Below are 20,273 nucleotides of genomic sequence, written 5' to 3'. Positions count from 1 at the left end.
GGAGACCAAGATGCTCAAGAAACTATTCAGTGCCCTGTTCAAGGGGCAAGCTGCCCAGATAGTCGATGTCACGCCCACCGAATACGCCGGCTATCTCATCTATCCCGAACCCATGGCGGAAGGGGGGCAGTATAGGCTGGCCGGTCGCATCACCAGGGAGATCGACGGGCAATTACAGACTCATCGCTTCATCCGCTCCGATCTGTTCGCCAACCCAGCCGACGCCGAGCGCTTCATGGTGCAAAAAGCCCATACCTTCATCGATCAGATGGGGGAGCGCATGTTTGAGCCTCGGGTGAAGCCGGACGACAGTTCAGCCTCATGATCCCTGCCGAGGTGGATCTGCTGCGCCAGGCTCTCGCTCACGCCGGTGAGCGTCGCCTTATCTGGCTGGAAGGGTTCGAAGCCGATTGCATCACCCGCGCCGAACCCTTGCTGGGGGAGGCTGTCTTCTGGCTGGGAGATGGCCCCGAACGCCATAAGCCACTGCCCGCTGCCAAGGCGCTACAACGGCTCGGTCAGGAGTGCGATACCCTGGTGTTCAACGCCTTCAGCGGCTTTCATCCCGATGCCTTCGGCGCCCTGGCGGGCACGCTGCGCGCCGGTGGTCTGCTGCTGTTGCTGACGCCTCCCAGAGCGGCGTGGCCAGTCTACCCGGATCCGGACAGGTTGCGACTGGTCGCCCAGCCTGAGGATGCCAAGCTGGCGGGCCATGGTTTTATCGCCCGCCTGGTGCGGCTGCTGACAGGGGATCCTGCCCTCTCCTTGAGTCCTCCCGCCGGCGGCGAGCCCTGGCGTCCTCTTGACGCAAGCCGGCCACTCAGTGTTGATCAAGCCCGTGCGCTGCCGGCCATTCACAAGGTGTTGCATGGTCATCGCCGTCGTCCGCTGGTGCTGAGCGCGGATCGTGGCCGCGGCAAGAGTGCGCTGCTGGGTCTGGCCAGCGCCGATCTGCTGCGTCAGGATCCCGGCCTGCAGATAGTGGTGACGGCACCCGCCCAGGCGACCGTCGCCACGCTCTTTGCCCATGCCTCGGCGGCGCTGGCAGACACGCCTGAGCGGCTGGCGGGACTGACCTATGTGTCGCCAGACCGAGTCGCTCAAGGGGATGTGCAAGCGGATCTGCTGCTGGTGGATGAGGCTGCCGCCATTCCAACCCCACTGCTGGAGGCCATCCTGGCCCATCACAGCCGCATAGTGTTCGCTACCACCGAGCACGGCTATGAGGGGACGGGGCGTGGCTTTCATCTGCGTTTCAAGCGGGTGCTCGATAGGCAGACCCCGGATTGGCAGGAGCTGCATCTGGCGGAACCCATCCGCTGGAGCCGGCATGATCCGCTGGAACCGCTGATCTTCCGGCTGCTCGGCCTCAATGCCGACATAGTGGCACCTCAACCTCCGAAGACACCGAGCTGGCGACGGCTGGCGCAGGAGGCGCTGGCCGGGGATGAGGCGCTGCTCAATCGGGTGTTCGGCCTGCTCGTACTGGCCCATTATCAGACCAGCCCCAGCGATCTGCGGTATTTGCTGGAGAGCCCGGATCTCGACATCCACTTGCTGGAGCAGGAGAGGGAGCTGCTCGGTGTTGCCCTGGTGGCCCGGGAAGGGAACATAGCGCCTGCGCTGGCTCATGACATCTGGGCTGGGCGAAGACGCCCCCGTGGTCATCTGCTGCCCCAGTCGCTGCTGGCACACGCCGGCTTCATCACGGCTGGGGAGCGCACCTATGCCAGGGTGATGCGCATCGCCATTCATCCTGCCCTGCATCGCCTGGGACTGGGTTCTTTGCTGCTGGCGCAGCTGGAAACACACTACCGCGCGCAGGGATACGACTATCTGGGGTCAGCCTTTTCTGCGAGTCCCGATCTGCTGCCATTCTGGCTTAAGGGGGGCTTGACGGTATTGCGCATCGGCCTGCAGCGGGATGCAGCCAGCGGCAGCCATGCGGCCTTGTTGCTCAAACCGCTGAAAGTGGAGCTCGATCCGGAACTGGCTCAATGGCGACGGCGCTTCGTGAGCCAGTTGCCCACCCTGCTGGCAGGAGAGCTCAAGGGGCTGGAGCCTGAACTGGTCTGGCTATGTCTGAGAGGTGACGTGGCCGCAGAGGCGCCCGCACTGGATGAGTTCGAGTATCAGGAGCTCGACTGCTTTGCCCATCATCACAAGCCGTTCGAGTTGTGCCAAGCCAGCCTGCAACGCTGGCTGGCCAGTCGGTTGACTGTGCTGGATGAACTGTTTCCCGACGAGCGTCGGCTGCTGATCGCCCCCATCTGGCAGTATGTGCCCTGGGCCGAGCTGGCAAAGACGTTGGGGGTTGCCGGCAAGCCTGCAGTGATCAAGCGGCTGCGCAGCCTGCTGGCCCGGCTGTTGGACAAACAGGCGCCCATGACCTGACGACGGACGACATGGCCGCGGCGGTGCGAGATGACACCTGCGCTCGCCATATAAGAACAAGGGGCCAGTGTGGCCCCTTCTCTTTTGTCGCGCGGCCCACGCCGCTCGCTACCGGATATGTTCTGTGATTGCGCCGTTCAGGGCTATGTCATGGGGCAATGGCCGCCACCGCCCCCCTCATCGTTTACCCCGGATAGGATGCCAACTGCTCTGATGAGTCCCTCGTCGGCCGGCACCACTTTGGTTTTTTCAGAATATGGACTAATACTTGAGTGTGACTGAACGTTTAATAAATGCATTATTTTCAGATGGTTAGCTTTCAAGCTGTCAATGCTTGCCATCTTTTCTAACGTGCACAGGGAGTGCAATGTGGGAAAAAATGCAATCAACCATGGCGCATGGATGGTGTGGCTCGCCAGCAACAGTGTTTCCGCCAACGACATCACATTCAACATGACACGCGGGGCGACCGCCATCAGCCAGCAGGTGTATGACCTGCATATGACGATCTTCTATATCTGCTGTGCCATTGGCCTTATCGTCTTCGGGGCCATGCTCTGGTCCATCGTCCACCACAGAAAGTCTCGCGGCGCCAAGGCCGCCCAATTCCACGAGAGCACCCGCATCGAGCTGCTATGGACGGCCATCCCGGTGCTGATCCTGGTCGCGATGGCGGCACCGGCGACCTCGACTCTGCTGAAGATGGAGGATACCTCCAAAGCCGATCTCACCGTGCTCATCACGGGCTCGCAATGGAAATGGCATTACAAATACCTCGAGCATCCGGTGGAGTTTTACTCCTTGCTGGCGACCAGCAAGAAGCAGATCTCGGGCGACGAACCCAAGAGCGGCACCTATTTGCTGGAAGTGGATCAGCCTCTGGTGTTGCCCGTCGGCAAGAAGATCCGATTCCTGATGACCTCGGACGATGTAATTCATTCCTGGTGGGTGCCCGCCTTCGCGGTGAAGAAAGATGCCAATCCCGGTTACATCAACGAATCCTGGACCCGCATCGACAAGGCTGGCACCTACCGGGGGCAGTGTGCCGAGCTGTGCGGCAAAGACCACGGCTTCATGCCCATAGTGGTGGTGGCCAAGCCGGCCGGGGAGTTCGATGGCTGGATCGCAAAGACAGCGGCAGATCAGGCGGCAGCCAAGGCCCAGCAGCAAGACCTGGCCAGCCAGACCATGACGCTGCCGCAGGCCATGGAGCTGGGTGAGAAGGTGTTCCTGGGACATTGCGCCGCCTGCCATCAGCCCGCGGGTACGGGTTTGCCCGGCATCTTCCCGGCCCTCAAGGGCAGCAAGGTGGCGACGCTGCCAGAACACAGGGCCCAGCACCTGGACATAGTCCTGCATGGCAAGAGCGGGACTGCGATGCAGCCCTTCGGCAAGCAGCTGACGGCGCAGGAGCTCGCCGCCGTCGTGACATACGAGCGCAATGCCTGGGACAACAAGACCGGTGATGTCATTCAGGCTGCAGAGGTGCAGTCCCTTCTGAACCCAGTCGAACCAAACAAGGACAAGTGAGGCGCCAGCATGAGTGATGGAATCACGGATACCCTGCACAGCGAGCACGCCCACCAACCTGCATCGGGCCTGAAACGCTGGCTATACACCACGAATCACAAAGATATCGGCACTCTCTATCTGCTGTTCGCCCTGACCATGTTCTTCACCGGTGGCGCCATGGCCATGGTCATTCGGGCCGAGCTGTTCCAGCCCGGTCTGCAACTGGTCGAGCCCCTGTTCTTCAACCAGATGACCACGGTACATGGCCTCATCATGGTCTTTGGCGCCGTGATGCCGGCCTTCACCGGTCTCGCCAACTGGCTGATCCCCATCATGATCGGGGCCCCGGACATGGCGCTGCCCCGGATGAACAACTGGAGCTTCTGGATCCTGCCGTTTGCGTTTCTGATCCTGCTGTCGAGCCTGTTCATGGAGGGCGGTGGCCCCAGCTCGGGCTGGACCTTCTATGCCCCCCTGTCCACCAAGTACAGCGGCAACAGCACGGCGCTGTTCGTCTTCGCCATCCACATCATGGGTATCTCCTCCATCATGGGTGCCATCAACGTCATCGTTACCATCTTCAACCTGCGGGCGCCGGGCATGGGCTGGATGAAGATGCCGCTGTTTGTCTGGACCTGGCTTATCACGGCCTTCCTGCTCATCGCGGTCATGCCGGTCCTGGCGGCGGCGGTGACCATGGTGCTGACGGACAAGTATTTCGGGACCAGCTTCTTCGATGCGGCCGGAGGAGGGGATCCTGTGCTGTTCCAGCACATCTTCTGGTTCTTCGGCCACCCTGAGGTGTACATCATGATACTGCCGGCCTTTGGCATCGTCTCCAGCATCATTCCCACCTTCTCCCGCAAGAAACTGTTTGGCTATCGCTCCATGGTCTATGCCACCAGCAGCATCGCCTTGCTCTCCTTCATGGTCTGGGCTCACCACATGTTTACCACTGGGTTGCCGGTGGTCGCCGAGCTGTTCTTCATGTACGCCACCATGCTGATCGCGGTGCCGACCGGGGTGAAGGTATTCAACTGGGTTGCCACCATGTGGCGGGGCTCCCTGACGTTCGAGACCCCCATGCTGTTCGCCATCGCCTTCATCACCCTGTTCACCATAGGTGGCTTCTCGGGGTTGATGCTGGCGATGATCCCGGCCGACTTCCAATATCACGATACCTATTTTGTCGTGGCCCATTTCCATTATGTGCTGGTCACCGGCGCCGTCTTCTCGATCCTGGCCGCCGCCTATTACTGGCTGCCCAAATGGACGGGGCACATGTATGACGAGCGACTCGGGCAGTGGCATTTCTGGTGCTCGCTCATTTCGGTCAATGTGCTCTTCTTCCCCATGCATTTCGTCGGTCTGGCGGGCATGCCCCGTCGCATTCCGGATTACGCGCTGCAGTTTGCCGACTTCAACATGCTGATCAGTCTCGGCGGCTTCGCCTTCGGGTTGTCGCAGTTGCTGTTCGTCTGGGGGGTGATCAAGTGCATCAGAGGGGGGCAGCAGGCGAGCAATCAGGTATGGGAAGGGGCGGAGGGGCTGGAGTGGACGCTCTCATCCCCCCCTCCCTACCACAGCTTCAAGACCCCGCCAGAGGTGCGGTAAGGAGGTCATATGGCTCAGGTCAATCACGGTCCCCTGCTCAGAAAGCTGGCCCTGGTGGTGCTTGTCATGTTCGGGTTCGCCTTTGCACTGGTGCCGCTGTATGACGTTTTTTGCAGGATCACCGGTCTCAACGGCAAGACCGCCGTACAGCCGGCCACGACCGAGCGGGCAGTGATCGACAGCAAACGGACCATCCAGATCGAGTTCCTTGCCCATGCGGACACCCGGATGCCGTGGCAGTTCAGCGGCGAAACGGCGCGGTTGTCGGTGCGCCCGGGCGAAATGAAACTGGTCAATTATCGGGTGTTCAATCCCACCGATCGCACCATGATTGGTCAGGCGGTGCCGTCAGTCTCGCCCGGTCCCGCCGCCGCCTATTTGAAGAAAGTGGAGTGCTTTTGCTTCAACCGTCAGGAGTTGCAGGCGGGGGAGAGCAAGCTGATGCCGCTCAAGTTTTATGTCGACCCCGATTTGCCCGACAACATAAACACCATCACGCTCTCCTATTCACTCTATGAGATCACTCAGTCCACCCCAGCCCCGACGCTGGCGCAGAGGAAATAATCATGGCTAAAGTGAACCAGACGTATTATGTCCCTTACCAGAGTCGCTGGCCCATCATAGGGGCCGTGGCCCTGTTTTTCCTGGCTTTCGGGGCAGGGCATCTGGTCAATGAGGTGGCGAGCAAGCAGGCCGGGGCCGGCCGGTATTTGATGATGGCTGGCGTTGCCTTGCTGGTCTTCATGTTGTTTGGCTGGTTTCGTCACATCATCCAGGAGTCCATGACCGGGCTCTACAGCGCCCAGATGGATCGCTCCTTCCGGCAAGGCATGGTCTGGTTCATCTTCTCCGAGGTGATGTTCTTCCTGGCCTTCTTTGGAGTGCTTTTCTATGCCCGCCAGCTTGCCATGCCCTGGCTGGACGGCGCGGGCAACAAGGCGATGACGGCCCAGTTGCTGTGGCCGGATTTCTCGGCGCACTGGCCCATGGTCAAGACCCCGGGAGGGACCACGACCCAGGCCATGCCCTGGCACGGTATCCCCCTCATCAATACCCTGATCCTGCTCGGATCCTCCGTCACCCTGCTGTTTGCTCATACCGGGTTGGAGAATGGAAAGCGCAGTCGTCTCAAGGGGATGCTGCTTGTGACCGTGCTGCTCGGGTTGGCGTTCCTCTGGCTGCAAGGCTATGAATACCTGCATGCGTACCGGGATCTGGGGCTGCGACTGGACTCCGGCATCTACGGCAATACCTTCTTCATCCTGACCGGATTCCATGGCCTGCATGTCACCCTGGGGACAGTGTTCCTGCTGATCATATGGCTGCGGATAGTGCTGAAGGATCACTTCACCGCCGAGCGCCACTTCGCCTTCCAGGCCGCGGCCTGGTACTGGCACTTCGTCGACGTGGTCTGGCTCTGCCTCTTCGTGTTCGTCTACCTGCTCTGAGGCCGGGATCAGTAAGGGCGCGGGTTGGGCTCCAGCCAGCCCATCATCAGGGAGAGCAGCAGGATGACGACCACCAGCAGGGAAAAGAACACCCGACGCCCCAGCGGGGCGGACATCTTCTGGGGATGACCCGTGGTCATCATCAGCCAGAGGGCATGAAACAGCTGCCCAATGATGAGCAACAGCATCAGTACCAGCACTATCTTGATCAACATGTTGGAGCCCTCCGTTATATGCGTGACATGGCTACATGGGATAAGCAGCGACCATGGCATCACAGGCGCTGGATCGTACTGATGTTCACTCTGGTTGTGACTGCGGGTTTGTGCAAGCTGTCGCTCTGGCAGTGGCAGCGGGGGATGGAGAAAGAGGCCTGGCTGGGACGGATGGCAGTGGCGCAGCAGGTGGCGCCAATGACGCTTGCCCGGATCGACTGGCGTAACCTTGAGTCACTGGATGGCCTGTCACTGGGAGGGGAGGTCGAATGGGTGTCCCCTCATGTCTGGTTGCTGGACAACCAGGCGGTGGCGGGCGAGATCGGTTACGACGTCATCATACCGGTACGCGCCGGTGATGCCCGTCCCCTGCTGCTGGTCAATCTGGGCTGGGTGCCTGCACCCGCCAGCCGGCAGCAACTGCCAAGTCCCGTCATCCCGACAACTCTGGAGCTCGACGGTCTGCTGCGCACGGCCCCCAGCGGCGTCTTGCTGGGTCAGAACATCGAGTCCGGCCCCTATCCTAACCGGCTGCAGTCCATCAGGGTGGATGCCCTGAGCGAGATCCTCGGCGCGCCCCTCGCTGACGCCGTTTTTTATCAAAGGCAGACTCCCTTCCTCCACCACTATCAGCCGAATGTCATGCCGCCCGAGAAGCACAGGGCATATGCAGTGCAATGGCTTGGGCTGGCGCTGGTGATGCTGGTGGGGGGCCTGGTGCTGACAAGGAGGTTGTCCCCATGAACTCATGGTCAAGATGGAAGGTGCCTGTCCTCTTTGGGCTGGTGATACTGCTGCCTGTGGTACTGGCTGCGCTGACCCTGAGGCAGGGCTGGTATGAACCCGGTACTCGCAACAAGGGGGCCTGGTTGGATCAGGAGGTCTATCTGTTGCAGCCGCTCCCGCCCCATCAGAACCAATGGCGACTGGTCTATCTGGCCGCCCGGCGTTGTGAGGCGCAATGCCAGCAGGTGCCCGAGTTGATGTCGCGGATCCAAAGCGCCCTTGGCCGCAATCTGGACAAGCTGGATCTGGTGCAACTGGTCGATGCGCCGCCGCGCGGGGCGAACGGAGCCGTGCGGGCGGGCGATATGATGCTGGTGGACTCGCAAGGGCTGGCCATCCTGCGCTACGAGGTTCCGGCCAGCACGGCGGCGTGGCCGCTGCTTGGCAAGGCCGTGCTGTCGGATCTGCAGCAACTGCTCAAGTATCAGCGAGGTGTGCAATGAACACGCACCTGAGGCCAGTGTCGTGTGTCCTGTTGTCATCATCCGGGTACAAGCGTCAGCAGGGGGGCGTATGAATATACAGAAGAGGCTGGCATCGATCGCCATCGCACTGGCGGTGTTGGTCATCGTGCTCGGTGCCTATACCCGGCTGACGGATGCCGGGCTGGCCTGCCCCGATTGGCCCGGTTGTTACGGCTCCATGGCCGTCCCCCAATCCGTGCATATGGAGCGGGCGGCCCAGCTCTACCCGGATACGCCGCTGGAGCCTCACAAGGCGCGCAGCGAGATGGTGCACCGCTACTTCGCCGGTGTGCTGGGTTGTGTGATTGTGTTGCTGTTCGTGCTGAGCTGGCGCGCTGGCGGTCGTCTGCGTCACCTCTCGGGGGCCTTGCTGGTGCTGGTGGTTGGGCAGGCGGCGCTGGGCATGTGGACGGTGACGCTGGCGCTGCACCCTCTGGTGGTGACCACCCATCTGCTGGGTGGGTTCGCCATCCTGACCCTGCTCTGGCTCTATCGGGTCGAGCTTGCGCGCTCCCCCGCGAACGCGCCCGTCTGCCGCGGTCAGGGCTTGCCCTGGCTGGGCAATGCGGCCTGCGGCGTGCTGCTGCTGCAGATAGCGCTGGGGGGCTGGACGTCGGCGAACTATGCGGCCATGACCTGCGTCGAGCTGCCTCTCTGCCAGGGGGGCTGGCAGGCGCAGTTGAACTGGGAGGAGGCCTTTCATCTGCCGCTCGGCCACGCCAGCTATGAGTTCGGGGTGCTGAGCAAGGAGGCGCGCCAGACCATCCATATCGCCCATCGTCTGGGAGCCCTTGCCACCGCCCTGCTGGTGGGGGGCTTTGCCCTCGCCCTGATCCGTCAGGGGGCCCCGTTGCGCTTCCTGGGGGGGCTCTTGCTGGCCCTGCTGCTCGTGCAAATTGCCTTGGGGCTGGCGAATGTCCACCTGGCCCTGCCGTTGGCCAACGCCCTCGCACACAACCTGGTGGCGGCGCACCTGCTGGTGTGTTGTGTGCTGGCCCGTGGGCGACTCTCCCGCCCCCGGCTTTCCCCTTCGCTGTCGCCTGAGGCGATCAGGAGTCAGACATGAACAGCAAGCCCTTGGCCCGCTTCATCGACACCCGGCTGCTGCGGGACTACTACCAGCTGACCAAGCCCAAGGTGGTGGCCTTGCTGTTGCTGACCGCCTGGGTCGGCATGCTGCTGGCCGAGCCGACCCAGGGCTCCCTGGACGAGATGGTGCTGGGGCTGGCGGGGATAGGGCTGCTGGCGGCCGGGGCGGCGGCCATGAACCACTCTCTGGATCACGGCATCGATGCCCAGATGCGCAGAACGCGCTGGCGACCGGTCGCCATGGGGCGGATCGGGCCCAAGTCTGCGATGGCGTTTGCACTCTGGCTGGCGTTGATGGGCTTCGTCCTGCTCTATCGGGGTGTGAATCCCCTGACCGCCTGGCTGACCCTGGCCAGCCTGTTTGGCTATGCGGTCGTCTATACCCTGCTGCTTAAACGGGCCACGCCACAGAACATCGTGATCGGCGGGCTGGCGGGCGCCATGCCACCGTTGCTGGGCTGGACCAGCATCACAGGAGGGCTCTCGGCCGAACCCTGGCTGCTGGTGATGATCATCTTTACCTGGACGCCGCCCCACTTCTGGTCCCTGGCCATCCACCGGCGTGACGAGTATGCCGGTGCGAACATTCCCATGCTGCCCGTCACCCACGGCATAGCGTTCACCAAGACGGCCATCCTGCTCTATCTGCTGATCCTGACCCTGGTCTGCCTGCTGCCCTACCTGATCGGCATGTCCGGGCTGCTCTATCTGATCGGCAGTCTGGCGCTGAACCTCGGGTTCTGCTGGCATGGCTGGTTGCTGAAGTATTCGGAGCGCCCCGGTCAGGCGATGCGCACCTTCCGCTTCTCCATCTATCACCTGATGTTGCTGTTCGGTCTGCTTGTTCTGGATCACCACTGGCTGTGGCGGTTGTCGTAGGAGGAGGTATCTGGCGGGGGATTTGGGTCGTTGTTTACGCATTCAGGCTGGCCCCGGGGCCAGCCTGAATCATGTTCAGAGCTTGACCATGATGTGGCGCGGTACAGTGTAATCCTCCAGCGCGTAGAGGGAGAGATCCTTGCCGTAGCCGGACATCTTCATGCCGCCGTGGGGCATCTCCGAGGTGAGCATGAAGTGGGTGTTGATCCAGGTGCAGCCATATTGCAGGTGGCTGGCCACTTTGCTCGCCAGACTCAGATCCCGGGTCCAGACCGAGGAGGCGAGGCCGTAGTCCGAATCGTTGGCCCACTGCACCACCTGTTCGGCGTCGCCAAAGCGGGTCACCGACACCACGGGGCCGAACACCTCCCGGCGCACGATCTCATCCTCCTGGCGGGCATGGGCTATCAGGGTCGGCTCGAAGAAGAAGCCGTTGCCGGCGCGGATCTTGCCGCCTGTGGTCACCTCAACATGGCCGCTGCTCTGGGCACGCTCCACGAAGCTGGCGACCCGGTTGCGCTGGCGGTCCGAGATGAGCGGTCCCATCTCCACCCCCTCCTCGCGCTGGCTCCCCACCTTGATGGAGGCCACCGCCTCCGTCATGGCGGCGACGAACTTGTCGTAGATCTTGCCCTGGGCATAGATGCGGCAGGCGGCGGTGCAGTCTTGCCCTGCGTTGTAGAAGCCGAAGGTGCGAATGCCCGCCACCACGGCTTCCAGATCCGCATCGTCGAAGATGATGACGGGCGCCTTGCCCCCCAGCTCAAGGTGGGTGCGCTTCATGGTGCGGGCGGCGCTCTGCAGTATCTTCTGGCCGGTGGCGATGTCACCGGTCAGCGACACCATGCGCACCAGCGGGTGCTCCACCAGCGGCGCCCCCACGCTCTCGCCCCGGCCGCAGACGATGTTGATGACGCCGCGCGGGAAGAGCTCGCTGGCGAGCTCGGCCAGGCGCAGGGCGGTGAGCGGGGTCTGCTCCGAGGGCTTGAGCACCACTGTATTGCCTGCCGCCAGCACGGGGGCCATCTTCCAGGCCGCCATCATCAGGGGGTAGTTCCAGGGGGCTATGCTGCCCACCACCCCTATGGGATCGCGACGGATCATGCTGGTGTGTCCCTCTATGTACTCCCCCGCCAGCGGTCCCTGCAGGCAGCGGGCCGCTCCGGCGAAGAAGCGGAAGCAGTCCACCACAGCCGGCAGCTCGTCATTGAGCACCGCCAGATAGGGCTTGCCGCAGTTGAGGGACTCGAGCGCCGCGAACTCCTCGGCATGGCGCTCGATGGCATCGGCCAGGCGCAGCAGCAGGGTGCTGCGGCTTGCCGGGGTGGTGCGGCTCCACTGGGCGAAGGCGCGCTGGGCACCGTTGACCGCTCGGTTCACCTGCTCGAACGACGCTTCGGGCACGGAGGCTATGAGCTCGCCGGTGGCGGGGTTGAGGATGGGCTCGGCCTGGCCGTCACCGGTGACGAACTGGCCGTCGATCAAGAGTTGGGTAGAGAATTTCATGGTTGCATCCTTGCGCAGGCGTTGAGTCGTTATTTGCCACTGCCGGCGACGTCCTGGCCGTCGCGGGTGAGGTAGTAGGCAAGCAGAATGGGAATGGTGGTCACGGCCACTATGATGAGGGCCACCACGTTGGTGACGGGCCTATCCCGTGGACGGATCAGCTCCTGATACATCCAGATGGGCAGCGTGGTCTGCTGGCCCGCGGTGAAGGTGGTGACTATCACCTCGTCAAAGCTGAGGGCAAAGGCCAGCATGCCCCCCGCCAGCAGCGCCGTGGCGAGGTTGGGCAGGATGACATAGCGCAGGGTCTGGAAGCCGTCGGCCCCGAGATCCATCGACGCCTCGATCAACGACTGGTTGGTGCGGCGAAAACGGGCCAGGGCGTTGTTGTAGACCACCACCACACAAAAGGTGGCGTGGCCGATAACGATGGTCCAGAAGCTGAACGGGATCTCCATCATGCCGTAGGCAGAGCGCAGCGCTATACCGGTGACTATGCCGGGCAGTGCGATGGGCAGCACCAGCAAGAGCGACACCACCTCCTGGCCGAAGAAACGGCTGCGGGCGATGGCCCCTGCCGCCAGGGTGCCGAGCACCATGGCCGCCAGGGTCGCCAGCCCCGCCACCTCCAGCGACAGCTGGATGGCGCGCCACACGTCGGGGCGGTTCAGGGTCACCTCGAACCACTTGAGGGTGAGCCCGGGGGGCGGGAACTGGTAGCTCTTGCTCTCGCTGGTGAAGGCGTAGAGGAAGATGAACAGGATCGGGAAGTGCAGAAACAGCAGCCCGCCGATGGCGGCGTATTTGAGCAGGCCGGAAGGTTGCTGACTTTGACGCATGGATTGATTAGAGCGCATCGAAGGCCCCCAGGCGTTTTGCGATCGCCAGATAGACGGCGATGATAAGGATGGGCACCAGGGAGAAGGCGGCGGCGAAGGGCAGGTTGCCCGCCGTGCCCTGCTGCATGTAGACCACCTGACCTATGTACATGGTCGAGTTGCCTATGATGCCGGGGATGATGTAGTCCCCGAGCGTCAGGGAGAAGGTGAAGATGGAGCCCGCCACCACGCCGGGCAGCGCCAGCGGCAGGATCAGGGTGCGGAAGGTCTGGGCCGGGGTCGCCCCCAGATCGCTGCTCGCCTCCAAGAGGGATCGCGGGATCCGCTCCACCGCCGCCTGGATGGGCAGGATCATGAAGGGCAGCCAGACGTAGACGAAGACGATGAAGGTGCCGAGCCGCGAAAACGACAGCGAAGGGCCGCCGATCACCGGCAGGGAGAGGATGCCGTCCAGCAGCCACTCCAGCCCCAGGCTGTCCGCCAGCCAGCTCACCACCCCCTCCTTGGCCAGGATCAGCTTCCAGGCATAGACCCGCACCAGATAGCTGGACCAGAGCGGCAGCATGATGCCCACATAGAACAGCGCCCGGGTCTTGCCGCTGGTGTAGCGCGCCATGTAGTAGGCGATGGGGAAGCCGAGCAGGGCGCAGGCCAGGGTCACCAGCAGCGACATGCCGACGGTACGGCCGATGACGTCCAGGTTTTCCGGCCGCAGCAGGGCGATGAAATTTTGCAGCCCCAGCTCGTGGCGCACCTGACCGCTGAACTCGTCCAGCCCGAAGAAGGCGTTGGAGAGCAGCATCAGCAGGGAGCCCACATAGATGATGCCGAGCCACAGCAGGGGCGGTCCCAGCAGTATCCCCAGCAGCAGGCCGGGACGGCCGTAGAGCAGGGTGGAGAGGCGCCGCAGCGGCCGCAAGCGTGCAGGTTCGATGGCGTGGCTCATGGCTAGACTCGCACTGTGGGGGAGGCTCATGGCTGAGCCCCCGATCCTGAGGCGCTCAGGCGGTGGATGGCCTGCTCAGGCCAGCTGAGGCTGACCCGGGTACCACGGGCCAGGCGGGCCTGCCCCTCGTTGGGATGGTTGACGATAAGCTCGAGCTGCTCACCGAGGTCGACCCGGTAGCGCACGAAGGGGCCGAGGTACTCCACCTCGCGGATCTCGCCGGACCAGCCCGGCATGCTGGCCTCGGTGAGCCGGATCCGCTCCGGGCGCACCATCATCTGCCGTGCATCGCCGCACAGGCGTTTGGCCTGCTCACCCTCGAACAGGTTGACTGTGCCGACGAAGCGGGCCACAAACGGCGTCGCCGGGGCATCGTAGATGGTATCCGGCGCGGCTATCTGCTCGATCTTGCCCTGACTGAAGATGCAGATGCGGTCGCTCATGGAGAGCGCCTCCTGCTGATCGTGGGTGACGAAGATGAAGGTGATACCGAGCTGGCGCTGCAGCGCCTTGAGTTCGAGCTGCATCTGCTCGCGCAGCTTGAGGTCCAGCGCACCCAGGGGTTCGTCCAGCAGCAGGATGCGCGGTTGGTTGATGAGGGCCCGGGCGATGGCGATGCGCTGGCGCTGGCCGCCGGAGAGCTGCCCTGGCTTGCGGTTGCCGACACCGGGCAGGCGCACCAGATCCAGCATCTCGTCCACCTTGCGGTGACGCTCCGCCCTGGGCACTCCCCTGATCATCAGGCCGTAGCCGATGTTGTCCCGCACATCCATGTTGGGAAACAGGGCGTAGTCCTGAAACACGGTATTGAGGTTGCGATCATAGGGCGGCACCCGGGAGCAGGGCTCGCCGAACAGGCGGATCTCCCCCTCGCTCGGGTACTCGAAGCCGGCGATCATCCGCAGGCAGGTGGTTTTGCCGGAACCGCTCGGCCCCAGCAGGGTGAAAAATTCTCCGGACGGGATCTGGAAGGAGATGTCGTCGACCGCCTTCACCTCGCCATAGTGGCGGCTGACCCGGTCAAATTGTACGGCTGTCATGGCACGTCCTTGTCACTAGAGGTGCGGGCCGGACTCCTGTCCGGCCCAATATCGGCCTTGATTCAGCAGCCTCAGCGGCCACCCAGGATGGCGATATGGTCCGAGACCCAGCGGTAGTGCAGAGGACACGCGGGTCCTCCGCTGGCTGCCGTGCTGAACCACCCGCCTCAGCGGCCACCCAGGATGGCGATATAATCGGAAACCCAGCGGTAGTGCAGAGGACACGCGGGTCCTCCGCTGGCTGCCGTGCTGAACTACCCGCCTCAGCGGCCACCCAGGATGGCGATATAGTCGGAAACCCAGCGATAGTAGGGCACGCAAGTCCCCTGGCTCTTGCACTGGGAGACGGGGGTGCGCCAGAAGTGCACCTTGTCGAAGTTGTCTATGCCGTTGGTCTTGCAGCCTTCTTTGCCCAGCAGGGCATTGCCCTCGCAGGCGGCAGGCACCACGGGCACGGAGCCGAACCAGGAGGCGAGATCCCCCTGCAGCTTGTTGTTGAGGGAGTGCTCCAGCCACTTATAGGCACAGGTGAGGTTCTTCGCCTCGCTGTGCACCATGCTGGTGTCGGCCCAGCCGGTGACGCCCTCCCTGGGCACAGTGGTGGCGATGGGCTGCTTGTCGGCGATCAGGGCATTGGCCTGGAACGGCCAGGAGCCGGAGGCCACCACCCCCTCGTTCTTGAAGTCATCTATCTGGACGAAGGCATCGTGCCAGTAGCGCCCCACCAGTTGGCGCTGCTTGCGCAGCAGATCGAGAGAGGCCTTGTACTGCTCCTCGTTCAGCTCGTAAGGATCCTTGATGCCGAGCGCCGGCTGGTGGGTCATCAGATAGAGGGCGGCATCGGCGATGTGGATGGGGCCGTCGAACGCCTGCACCCGCCCCTTGTTGGACTTGCCGTCCGGCAGGGTCTGCTCCTCGAACACCACGCCCCAGGAGTCGGGCGCCTTGGGGAATACCTTGGTGTTGTACATCAGGATGTTGCCGCCCCACTGGTAGGGGACGCCGTAGTGCTTGCCCTCCACAGTGTGCCAGGGGGCATTCTGCAGGCGGGGGTCTATCTTGCTGTAGCTCGGGACAAGCGCCAGATTGAGCGGTTGCACCTTGCCCCCCGCGATGAGGCGCAGGCTGGCGTCGCCGGAGGCAGTCACCAGATCGAAGCCCCCCTCGTTCATCAGGGCCACCATCTCGTCCGAGGTGGCGGCCGTCTTGACGCTGACCTTGCAGCCGGTCTCCTTCTCGAAGCCGGTCACCCAGTCGTAGTTCTTGTCGGTTTCACCACGCTCCACGTAGCCGGCCCAGGCCACGATATTGAGCTGGCCTTCACCCTTGCCGAGCTCGGTCGGGGCGGCCTGGGTCTGGCCTGCCAGCAGGGCGGGGATCAGGGCCAGGGTGAGGGGGGTCAGTTTCATCTTGCTCTCCTTGCATGATCTGGAGCCATGCGATGCCGCAATGGCGCTTAACATCCTGTTAACCAGTCATGAGCGTAGGAGAAGGCAGTGGTAATGAGAATTTCAATTTTTAACGCCAGAGGTATCTGCCAAATCTATATCGAGTGCAGATGAATCTTATTTTGATGGCGGCGCAACGATCACCCTGAGGGCGCTGGCTAGCGGGAGGCCGGCTGGCGGGCCCGCAGTCGGCTCTGATCCCGCGCTATGTCGATGAACTCGCGGGCGGTCCAGTCTAGCCGCGAGCCGCGACGCCACACCAGGCCGATGTCGATGGCAGGGATGGGTTCCTTGATGGGGCGGGCCTCCACCCGCTCCTGCTCCAGCGACCAAGGGCGATAGGCAAAATCCGGCAGCAGGGCGACCCCGAGCTGGCTCGCCACCAGGCTGCGCACCGCCTCCACCGAGGCGGTGCGCAGCACAGTGCGGGGGGAGATGCCGTAGCGGCGCAGGCCGGCCCCGATGATCTGATCCAGCTGATCGGCAGTGAGGGAGATCATGGGCTCGTCACCCAATGCCTTGAGGGAGAGGGTCGATTCCGCGCAGAGGGGGTGATTGGCGGCGAGCCAGAGCCGCAGGGGGGAGCGGGTCAGCAGCTCGGTATCGAACGCCTCCTGGCGTATGGTGCGGTTGGTCATCAGTATCCCCACGTCCACCTCGCCGTTGACGATCTGATGCTCCAGAAACGGCTGCTCGTCCTCCTTCACCTCGATGCGCACCGCCGGAAAGGCGCGGCGAAAGCGGCCTATGGCCTCCGACAGGTAGTAGCCGGCCACCAGCGTCGTCACCCCTATGGTGAGCTGCCCCTGATCCTGCTGGGCCACCGCCTTGAGGGACTGGCCGGCTTCGGTCATGGCACCGAGAATGCGCCTGGCATGGAGCAGGAACTGGTGGCCCTGGGCCGTCAGGGTGACACCACGCGGGTTGCGCTCGAACAGGGCGGCACCGAGCTCGGTCTCCAGCTCGCGGATGGCGCTGGTGACCGCCGACTGGGAGATGTGCAGTTCGGCGGCGGCGCGGCTCACGGAGAAGCTGTCGGCCACGGCCACGAAGTAACGGATTTGGCGAAAGGTAAAATTCATCTGGGCATCCTGCCACGGGCGACGAGGTTGGCTGCCAGCTTAACCCCGAACTTCCCCCAAGCAAAAGGCGCCGTGATGGCGCCTTTATCATTATTTTTCCTGCTGTTAGCGGGAGCTGGCCGCCTCTATCACCGGCACCCGGTTCACCGCCTTGCCCAGATAGGCGAGGGTGATGGTCACTATGATGCAGGTGAAGCTGAGCCACATGTATGGCAGGTAGTCGAGTGTGGCCACCCCCAGTACCCCTGCCATGAAGATGCCGTTGTCGCTCCAGGGCACCATGCCGCAGGTGAGGGTGCCGCCGAATTCGGCGTTGCGGGAGAGGTTCTTGCGCGCCAGTCCCAGCCGATCGTAGTTCTTGGCCATGATCTTGGGGGTCAGGATCAGGGACACGTACATGGCGGAGCCGAACACGTTGGCCAGGAAGGCGGTGCCTATGGTGTGGCTGGTCAGGCTGCCGACGCTGTTGATGCGCTTCTCGAAGGCGCTGGCGATCACCGCCAGTATGCCGACCTTCTCCAGCAGGCCGCCAAACCCCAGGCCGAAGATGATGACGGCCACCGAGCCCAGCATGGACTCCATGCCGCCGCGACCCAGGATGTTGTCGATGAAGTCGACGCCTGAGGTGATGGCGAACGGGCTGTAGGCGGAGTGCATCGCCTTGACCGGGTCCATGTCCTGGAAGGCGATGGCCCAGACAAGGCCGAGCAGGGCGCCGAAGCTGATCACAGGGAACGCGGGTTTGCGGTTCGCCAGCAGGCCCAGCACCAGGATCACCGGTACTATGGCCAGCGGCGTGATGTTGAACTGCTTGTCGAGGGCCTCCATCACCAGATTGACCTGCTCCAGGCTGACGTTGCCGGAGTACTGCATGCCGACCACGGTGAACAGGGCCGCCGTGATGACATAGGAGAAGAGGCTGATGGGCAGCATCCCCTTGATGTGCTCCACCACATCGACGTTGGACATGGTCGACGCCAGCACCACGGAGTCGGAGAGGGGGGAGAGCTTGTCACCGAAGTAGACGCCGGAGAGCACGGCACCGGCCACCAGGGGGGCAGGCACTCCTAGGCTGTGACCTATGCCCATCATGGCGATCCCCGCCGTGGCGGCAGAGCCCCAGGAGGTGCCGGTAGCCAGCGAGGTGAGGGAGCAGATGATCAGGGTCGCCAGCAGGAAGATGGAGGGGTGTATCACCTTGAGGCCGAAGTAGATGATGCTGGGGACTATGCCGCCGGCGATCCAGGTGCCCACCAGGGCACCGACGGAGACCAGTATCAATATGGCTCCCATCCCCTTGGCGACGCCGTCGACGGCCGCCTGCTCCAGGGACTTGTAATCATGGCCTAGCCGGATGCCGAGCCCCATGATGACGAACCAGGCGATGAACAGTGCCAGCTGGATCGGCAGATCGAGCACGCTGGTGAACGAAAAGGCCAGGGCCAGGAAAATGGCCAGGCAGGCAAAGACCTGCGCCATGCCAGGCAATCGGATGTGGTTTTGTTGGTTTTGCATAGATACTTCCTAAACTCTTGCTCGCCAAGGTCGGTCCCTCTCGTCCTGTGGATACACGTATCCCGAGGGGCCGGCCCAAAAAGAGGCCGCAATCTACCACAAACCCGGGGCACGAAATCCCAACTTATTTAGCAAAAATGCATTAATGTTTGATAAATCTACTCATTAGTTGATCTCATCGGCGCTTTTTTTGAATATCAGGCCGAGACAGGGCAAATAGCCAAAACCCATAGAGAAGTCCGATTGCACTCTCCATAATCACAAACGATAATCGTTATCGTTTGGTTCTATGGGTAGCATCATCATGATCTGGATAGTGCGGTGTCTCTTGCTGGCAGCCTTGCTGGCGGTGTTGGGCTGGGGTCAGGACAAGGCATACGGCCTGTGGAGTCTGGGCTTCTTGCTGGCCGCCTGGGTCATGCTGGAACCCAGGCTGAGGCCAGCGCTGATCCTGCTGCCGGTCGCGGGCATGACGGGGGTCGTCACCCTGCTCTGGCAGCAAAGCTGGCTATAGGAGCCGTTCAGCGGGAAGGGACGGCCTGGATCTTGTCGTAGGCCAGGCGCAGTGAGGTCATGACCTTCTGCTCCATCTCGGTGCGTTCGACATCCGTGGTGAAGTAGATCATGTCGACATTGTGGCGTATGTAGTGAGAGGGGAGCTGGTTCAGGGTCAGGCAGCAGAGATCGGCCAGCTGGTAAGGGGTCAGTGTCTGGTTAAGCCCTTGTTTTTCTATCTCTTTGAGCACCAGATGCTCATAGAAGTTGTGAATGTCGGTATCCAGGATCATGGGAAAACCCCTGTGGTGGCATGGCATCCTCAACAGCATAGCCATGGCAGGGGCAAAAACAAAAGGCCCGTCACTTTCGTGATGGGCCTTTTTGCATGATGAATGGTGCGAAGAGAGGGACTCGAACCCTCACATCCGTGGGACACTAACACCTGAAGCTAGCGCGTCTACCAATTCCGCCACCTTCGCACACTGATTTTCTCCAGCTGGTTTTTAAATGCGGTTGGAGCGCATTGCTCTGTGTTTACATGTCAGAATCATGGTGCGAAGAGAGGGACTCGAACCCTCACACCCGGGGGGCACTAACACCTGAAGCTAGCGCGTCTACCAATTCCGCCACCTTCGCACATTCGGGTTATCAGTCTGGATTTACATGCTGTCTGATAAAAGCATGGTGCGAAGAGAGGGACTCGAACCCTCACATCCGTGGGACACTAACACCTGAAGCTAGCGCGTCTACCAATTCCGCCACCTTCGCACATTGTCATCAATCTTGTTTTACATGCCATCGATGAAGCATGTTGCAGTATGGTGCGAAGAGAGGGACTCGAACCCTCACATCCGTGGGACACTAACACCTGAAGCTAGCGCGTCTACCAATTCCGCCACCTTCGCATCACTGCGGTGGGGGATTCTATAGAGTTTTGGGGGGGCGTCAACAGCCAAAGGGGACTTTTTTCGCTGTTGACGGATAAAGCCGTATCAAGG

Annotated in this window: 20 protein-coding genes and 4 tRNA genes; 11 read left to right on the top strand and 13 right to left on the bottom strand. The window is 62.3% G+C overall.

Features of this window, described 5'->3' with window-relative positions; all coding sequences use genetic code 11:
* Nucleotides 1-10 precede the first annotated feature (10 nt).
* From AAHB08_RS17680 to AAHB08_RS17655, 6 genes are all read left to right on the top strand, one after another.
* Complete coding sequence (locus AAHB08_RS17680; protein WP_202047302.1) at nucleotides 11-325, top strand: HlyU family transcriptional regulator; 315 nt, start codon at nucleotides 11-13, stop codon at nucleotides 323-325.
* On the top strand, nucleotides 322-2,394 hold the full coding sequence (locus AAHB08_RS17675) for a tRNA(Met) cytidine acetyltransferase TmcA (RefSeq protein WP_342059652.1): 2,073 nt from the start codon (nucleotides 322-324) through the stop codon (nucleotides 2,392-2,394). The genes AAHB08_RS17680 and AAHB08_RS17675 overlap by 4 nt, the downstream gene beginning before the upstream one ends.
* A 369-nt stretch (nucleotides 2,395-2,763) precedes the next feature.
* On the top strand, nucleotides 2,764-3,924 hold the full coding sequence (coxB, locus tag AAHB08_RS17670; protein WP_446699542.1) for a cytochrome c oxidase subunit II: 1,161 nt from the start codon (nucleotides 2,764-2,766) through the stop codon (nucleotides 3,922-3,924).
* A 9-nt stretch (nucleotides 3,925-3,933) separates the two neighbouring features.
* Nucleotides 3,934-5,520, top strand: coding sequence for a cytochrome c oxidase subunit I (ctaD, locus tag AAHB08_RS17665; RefSeq protein ID WP_139433907.1), 1,587 nt, complete (start codon nucleotides 3,934-3,936; stop codon nucleotides 5,518-5,520).
* A gap of 9 nt (nucleotides 5,521-5,529) precedes the next feature.
* Nucleotides 5,530-6,084, top strand: coding sequence for a cytochrome c oxidase assembly protein (locus AAHB08_RS17660; RefSeq protein WP_005330440.1), 555 nt, complete (start codon nucleotides 5,530-5,532; stop codon nucleotides 6,082-6,084).
* A 2-nt stretch (nucleotides 6,085-6,086) separates the two neighbouring features.
* Nucleotides 6,087-6,968 (top strand): cytochrome c oxidase subunit 3, encoded by an 882-nt coding sequence (locus AAHB08_RS17655; protein WP_342059651.1) that lies wholly within the window; start codon nucleotides 6,087-6,089, stop codon nucleotides 6,966-6,968.
* Between the two features lie 8 nt (nucleotides 6,969-6,976).
* On the opposite strand, the gene AAHB08_RS17650 is transcribed toward AAHB08_RS17655, so the two are convergent.
* On the bottom strand, nucleotides 6,977-7,183 hold the full coding sequence (locus AAHB08_RS17650; RefSeq protein WP_005330432.1) for a DUF2909 family protein: 207 nt from the start codon (nucleotides 7,181-7,183) through the stop codon (nucleotides 6,977-6,979).
* An 81-nt stretch (nucleotides 7,184-7,264) separates the two neighbouring features.
* Between AAHB08_RS17650 and AAHB08_RS17645 the strand changes: the two genes are divergently transcribed.
* The 4 genes from AAHB08_RS17645 (at nucleotide 7,265) to cyoE (ending at nucleotide 10,401) form a co-directional block, all read left to right on the top strand.
* The gene (locus AAHB08_RS17645) at nucleotides 7,265-7,927 is read left to right on the top strand and encodes an SURF1 family protein (protein WP_342059650.1); all 663 of its coding nucleotides are present in this window, start codon (nucleotides 7,265-7,267) and stop codon (nucleotides 7,925-7,927) included.
* Entirely contained in the window at nucleotides 7,924-8,412 is a 489-nt protein-coding gene (locus AAHB08_RS17640; RefSeq protein WP_182786593.1) for a hypothetical protein, read from the top strand. The genes AAHB08_RS17645 and AAHB08_RS17640 overlap by 4 nt, the downstream gene beginning before the upstream one ends.
* Before the next feature lie 70 nt (nucleotides 8,413-8,482).
* Nucleotides 8,483-9,499 carry a COX15/CtaA family protein gene (locus AAHB08_RS17635; protein ID WP_342059649.1) on the top strand — a complete coding sequence of 339 codons (1,017 nt, stop codon included), beginning with the start codon at nucleotides 8,483-8,485 and terminating at the stop codon, nucleotides 9,497-9,499.
* Nucleotides 9,496-10,401, top strand: coding sequence for a heme o synthase (cyoE, locus tag AAHB08_RS17630; protein WP_342059648.1), 906 nt, complete (start codon nucleotides 9,496-9,498; stop codon nucleotides 10,399-10,401). The genes AAHB08_RS17635 and cyoE overlap by 4 nt, the downstream gene beginning before the upstream one ends.
* A gap of 75 nt (nucleotides 10,402-10,476) precedes the next feature.
* Here the strand turns inward: cyoE and AAHB08_RS17625 are convergent, their stop codons facing one another.
* From AAHB08_RS17625 to nhaC, 7 genes are all read right to left on the bottom strand, one after another.
* Nucleotides 10,477-11,907 carry a gamma-aminobutyraldehyde dehydrogenase gene (locus AAHB08_RS17625; RefSeq protein WP_342059647.1) on the bottom strand — a complete coding sequence of 477 codons (1,431 nt, stop codon included), beginning with the start codon at nucleotides 11,905-11,907 and terminating at the stop codon, nucleotides 10,477-10,479.
* A 29-nt stretch (nucleotides 11,908-11,936) separates the two neighbouring features.
* Complete coding sequence (locus AAHB08_RS17620; protein ID WP_342059646.1) at nucleotides 11,937-12,764, bottom strand: ABC transporter permease; 828 nt, start codon at nucleotides 12,762-12,764, stop codon at nucleotides 11,937-11,939.
* Nucleotides 12,754-13,722 (bottom strand): ABC transporter permease, encoded by a 969-nt coding sequence (locus AAHB08_RS17615; protein WP_139433913.1) that lies wholly within the window; start codon nucleotides 13,720-13,722, stop codon nucleotides 12,754-12,756. Before AAHB08_RS17615 ends, AAHB08_RS17620 begins: the two co-directional genes overlap by 11 nt.
* Entirely contained in the window at nucleotides 13,719-14,732 is a 1,014-nt protein-coding gene (locus tag AAHB08_RS17610; RefSeq protein WP_342059645.1) for an ABC transporter ATP-binding protein, read from the bottom strand. Before AAHB08_RS17610 ends, AAHB08_RS17615 begins: the two co-directional genes overlap by 4 nt.
* Nucleotides 14,733-14,995: 263 nt before the next feature.
* Nucleotides 14,996-16,141 (bottom strand): ABC transporter substrate-binding protein, encoded by a 1,146-nt coding sequence (locus tag AAHB08_RS17605; protein WP_342059644.1) that lies wholly within the window; start codon nucleotides 16,139-16,141, stop codon nucleotides 14,996-14,998.
* Nucleotides 16,142-16,338: 197 nt separating this feature from the next.
* A complete protein-coding gene (locus AAHB08_RS17600) occupies nucleotides 16,339-17,262 on the bottom strand; it encodes a LysR family transcriptional regulator (protein ID WP_025328378.1) in 924 nt (307 codons plus the stop codon).
* Between the two features lie 105 nt (nucleotides 17,263-17,367).
* Nucleotides 17,368-18,777 carry a Na+/H+ antiporter NhaC gene (gene nhaC / locus AAHB08_RS17595; RefSeq protein WP_139433917.1) on the bottom strand — a complete coding sequence of 470 codons (1,410 nt, stop codon included), beginning with the start codon at nucleotides 18,775-18,777 and terminating at the stop codon, nucleotides 17,368-17,370.
* 304 nt (nucleotides 18,778-19,081) lie between these two features.
* On the opposite strand from nhaC, the gene AAHB08_RS17590 reads away from it, so the two are divergent.
* Complete coding sequence (locus AAHB08_RS17590; RefSeq protein ID WP_041206801.1) at nucleotides 19,082-19,291, top strand: hypothetical protein; 210 nt, start codon at nucleotides 19,082-19,084, stop codon at nucleotides 19,289-19,291.
* A 7-nt stretch (nucleotides 19,292-19,298) separates the two neighbouring features.
* Here the strand turns inward: AAHB08_RS17590 and AAHB08_RS17585 are convergent, their stop codons facing one another.
* From AAHB08_RS17585 to AAHB08_RS17565, 5 genes are all read right to left on the bottom strand, one after another.
* Entirely contained in the window at nucleotides 19,299-19,565 is a 267-nt protein-coding gene (locus AAHB08_RS17585; protein ID WP_139433918.1) for a late competence development ComFB family protein, read from the bottom strand.
* Nucleotides 19,566-19,668: 103 nt separating this feature from the next.
* Nucleotides 19,669-19,754: transfer RNA gene (locus tag AAHB08_RS17580), tRNA-Leu, on the bottom strand.
* A gap of 71 nt (nucleotides 19,755-19,825) precedes the next feature.
* Nucleotides 19,826-19,911, bottom strand: a tRNA-Leu gene (locus AAHB08_RS17575).
* Between the two features lie 46 nt (nucleotides 19,912-19,957).
* Nucleotides 19,958-20,043 (bottom strand) — tRNA-Leu (locus AAHB08_RS17570).
* A gap of 51 nt (nucleotides 20,044-20,094) precedes the next feature.
* Nucleotides 20,095-20,180 (bottom strand) — tRNA-Leu (locus tag AAHB08_RS17565).
* Nucleotides 20,181-20,273: the final 93 nt, after the last annotated feature.

The sequence above is a fragment of the Aeromonas sp. OTU364 genome (assembly GCF_038440395.1).
Lineage (GTDB): Bacteria > Pseudomonadota > Gammaproteobacteria > Enterobacterales > Aeromonadaceae > Aeromonas.
This window is presented reverse-complemented; position numbering and strand designations above follow the sequence as displayed.

Bases quoted from the DNA above. Each gene is read 5' to 3' on its own strand.
- AAHB08_RS17680 (WP_202047302.1), top strand. From the start codon at position 11: ATGCTCAAGAAACTATTCAGTGCCCTGTTCAAGGGGCAAGCTGCCCAG.
- AAHB08_RS17675 (WP_342059652.1), top strand. From the start codon at position 322: ATGATCCCTGCCGAGGTGGATCTGCTGCGCCAGGCTCTCGCTCACGCC.
- ctaD (WP_139433907.1), top strand. From the start codon at position 3,934: ATGAGTGATGGAATCACGGATACCCTGCACAGCGAGCACGCCCACCAA.
- AAHB08_RS17660 (WP_005330440.1), top strand. From the start codon at position 5,530: ATGGCTCAGGTCAATCACGGTCCCCTGCTCAGAAAGCTGGCCCTGGTG.
- AAHB08_RS17655 (WP_342059651.1), top strand. From the start codon at position 6,087: ATGGCTAAAGTGAACCAGACGTATTATGTCCCTTACCAGAGTCGCTGG.
- AAHB08_RS17650 (WP_005330432.1), bottom strand. From the start codon at position 7,183: ATGTTGATCAAGATAGTGCTGGTACTGATGCTGTTGCTCATCATTGGG.
- AAHB08_RS17645 (WP_342059650.1), top strand. From the start codon at position 7,265: ATGTTCACTCTGGTTGTGACTGCGGGTTTGTGCAAGCTGTCGCTCTGG.
- AAHB08_RS17640 (WP_182786593.1), top strand. From the start codon at position 7,924: ATGAACTCATGGTCAAGATGGAAGGTGCCTGTCCTCTTTGGGCTGGTG.
- AAHB08_RS17635 (WP_342059649.1), top strand. From the start codon at position 8,483: ATGAATATACAGAAGAGGCTGGCATCGATCGCCATCGCACTGGCGGTG.
- cyoE (WP_342059648.1), top strand. From the start codon at position 9,496: ATGAACAGCAAGCCCTTGGCCCGCTTCATCGACACCCGGCTGCTGCGG.
- AAHB08_RS17625 (WP_342059647.1), bottom strand. From the start codon at position 11,907: ATGAAATTCTCTACCCAACTCTTGATCGACGGCCAGTTCGTCACCGGT.
- AAHB08_RS17620 (WP_342059646.1), bottom strand. From the start codon at position 12,764: ATGCGCTCTAATCAATCCATGCGTCAAAGTCAGCAACCTTCCGGCCTG.
- AAHB08_RS17615 (WP_139433913.1), bottom strand. From the start codon at position 13,722: ATGAGCCTCCCCCACAGTGCGAGTCTAGCCATGAGCCACGCCATCGAA.
- AAHB08_RS17610 (WP_342059645.1), bottom strand. From the start codon at position 14,732: ATGACAGCCGTACAATTTGACCGGGTCAGCCGCCACTATGGCGAGGTG.
- AAHB08_RS17605 (WP_342059644.1), bottom strand. From the start codon at position 16,141: ATGAAACTGACCCCCCTCACCCTGGCCCTGATCCCCGCCCTGCTGGCA.
- AAHB08_RS17600 (WP_025328378.1), bottom strand. From the start codon at position 17,262: ATGAATTTTACCTTTCGCCAAATCCGTTACTTCGTGGCCGTGGCCGAC.
- nhaC (WP_139433917.1), bottom strand. From the start codon at position 18,777: ATGCAAAACCAACAAAACCACATCCGATTGCCTGGCATGGCGCAGGTC.
- AAHB08_RS17590 (WP_041206801.1), top strand. From the start codon at position 19,082: ATGATCTGGATAGTGCGGTGTCTCTTGCTGGCAGCCTTGCTGGCGGTG.
- AAHB08_RS17585 (WP_139433918.1), bottom strand. From the start codon at position 19,565: ATGATCCTGGATACCGACATTCACAACTTCTATGAGCATCTGGTGCTC.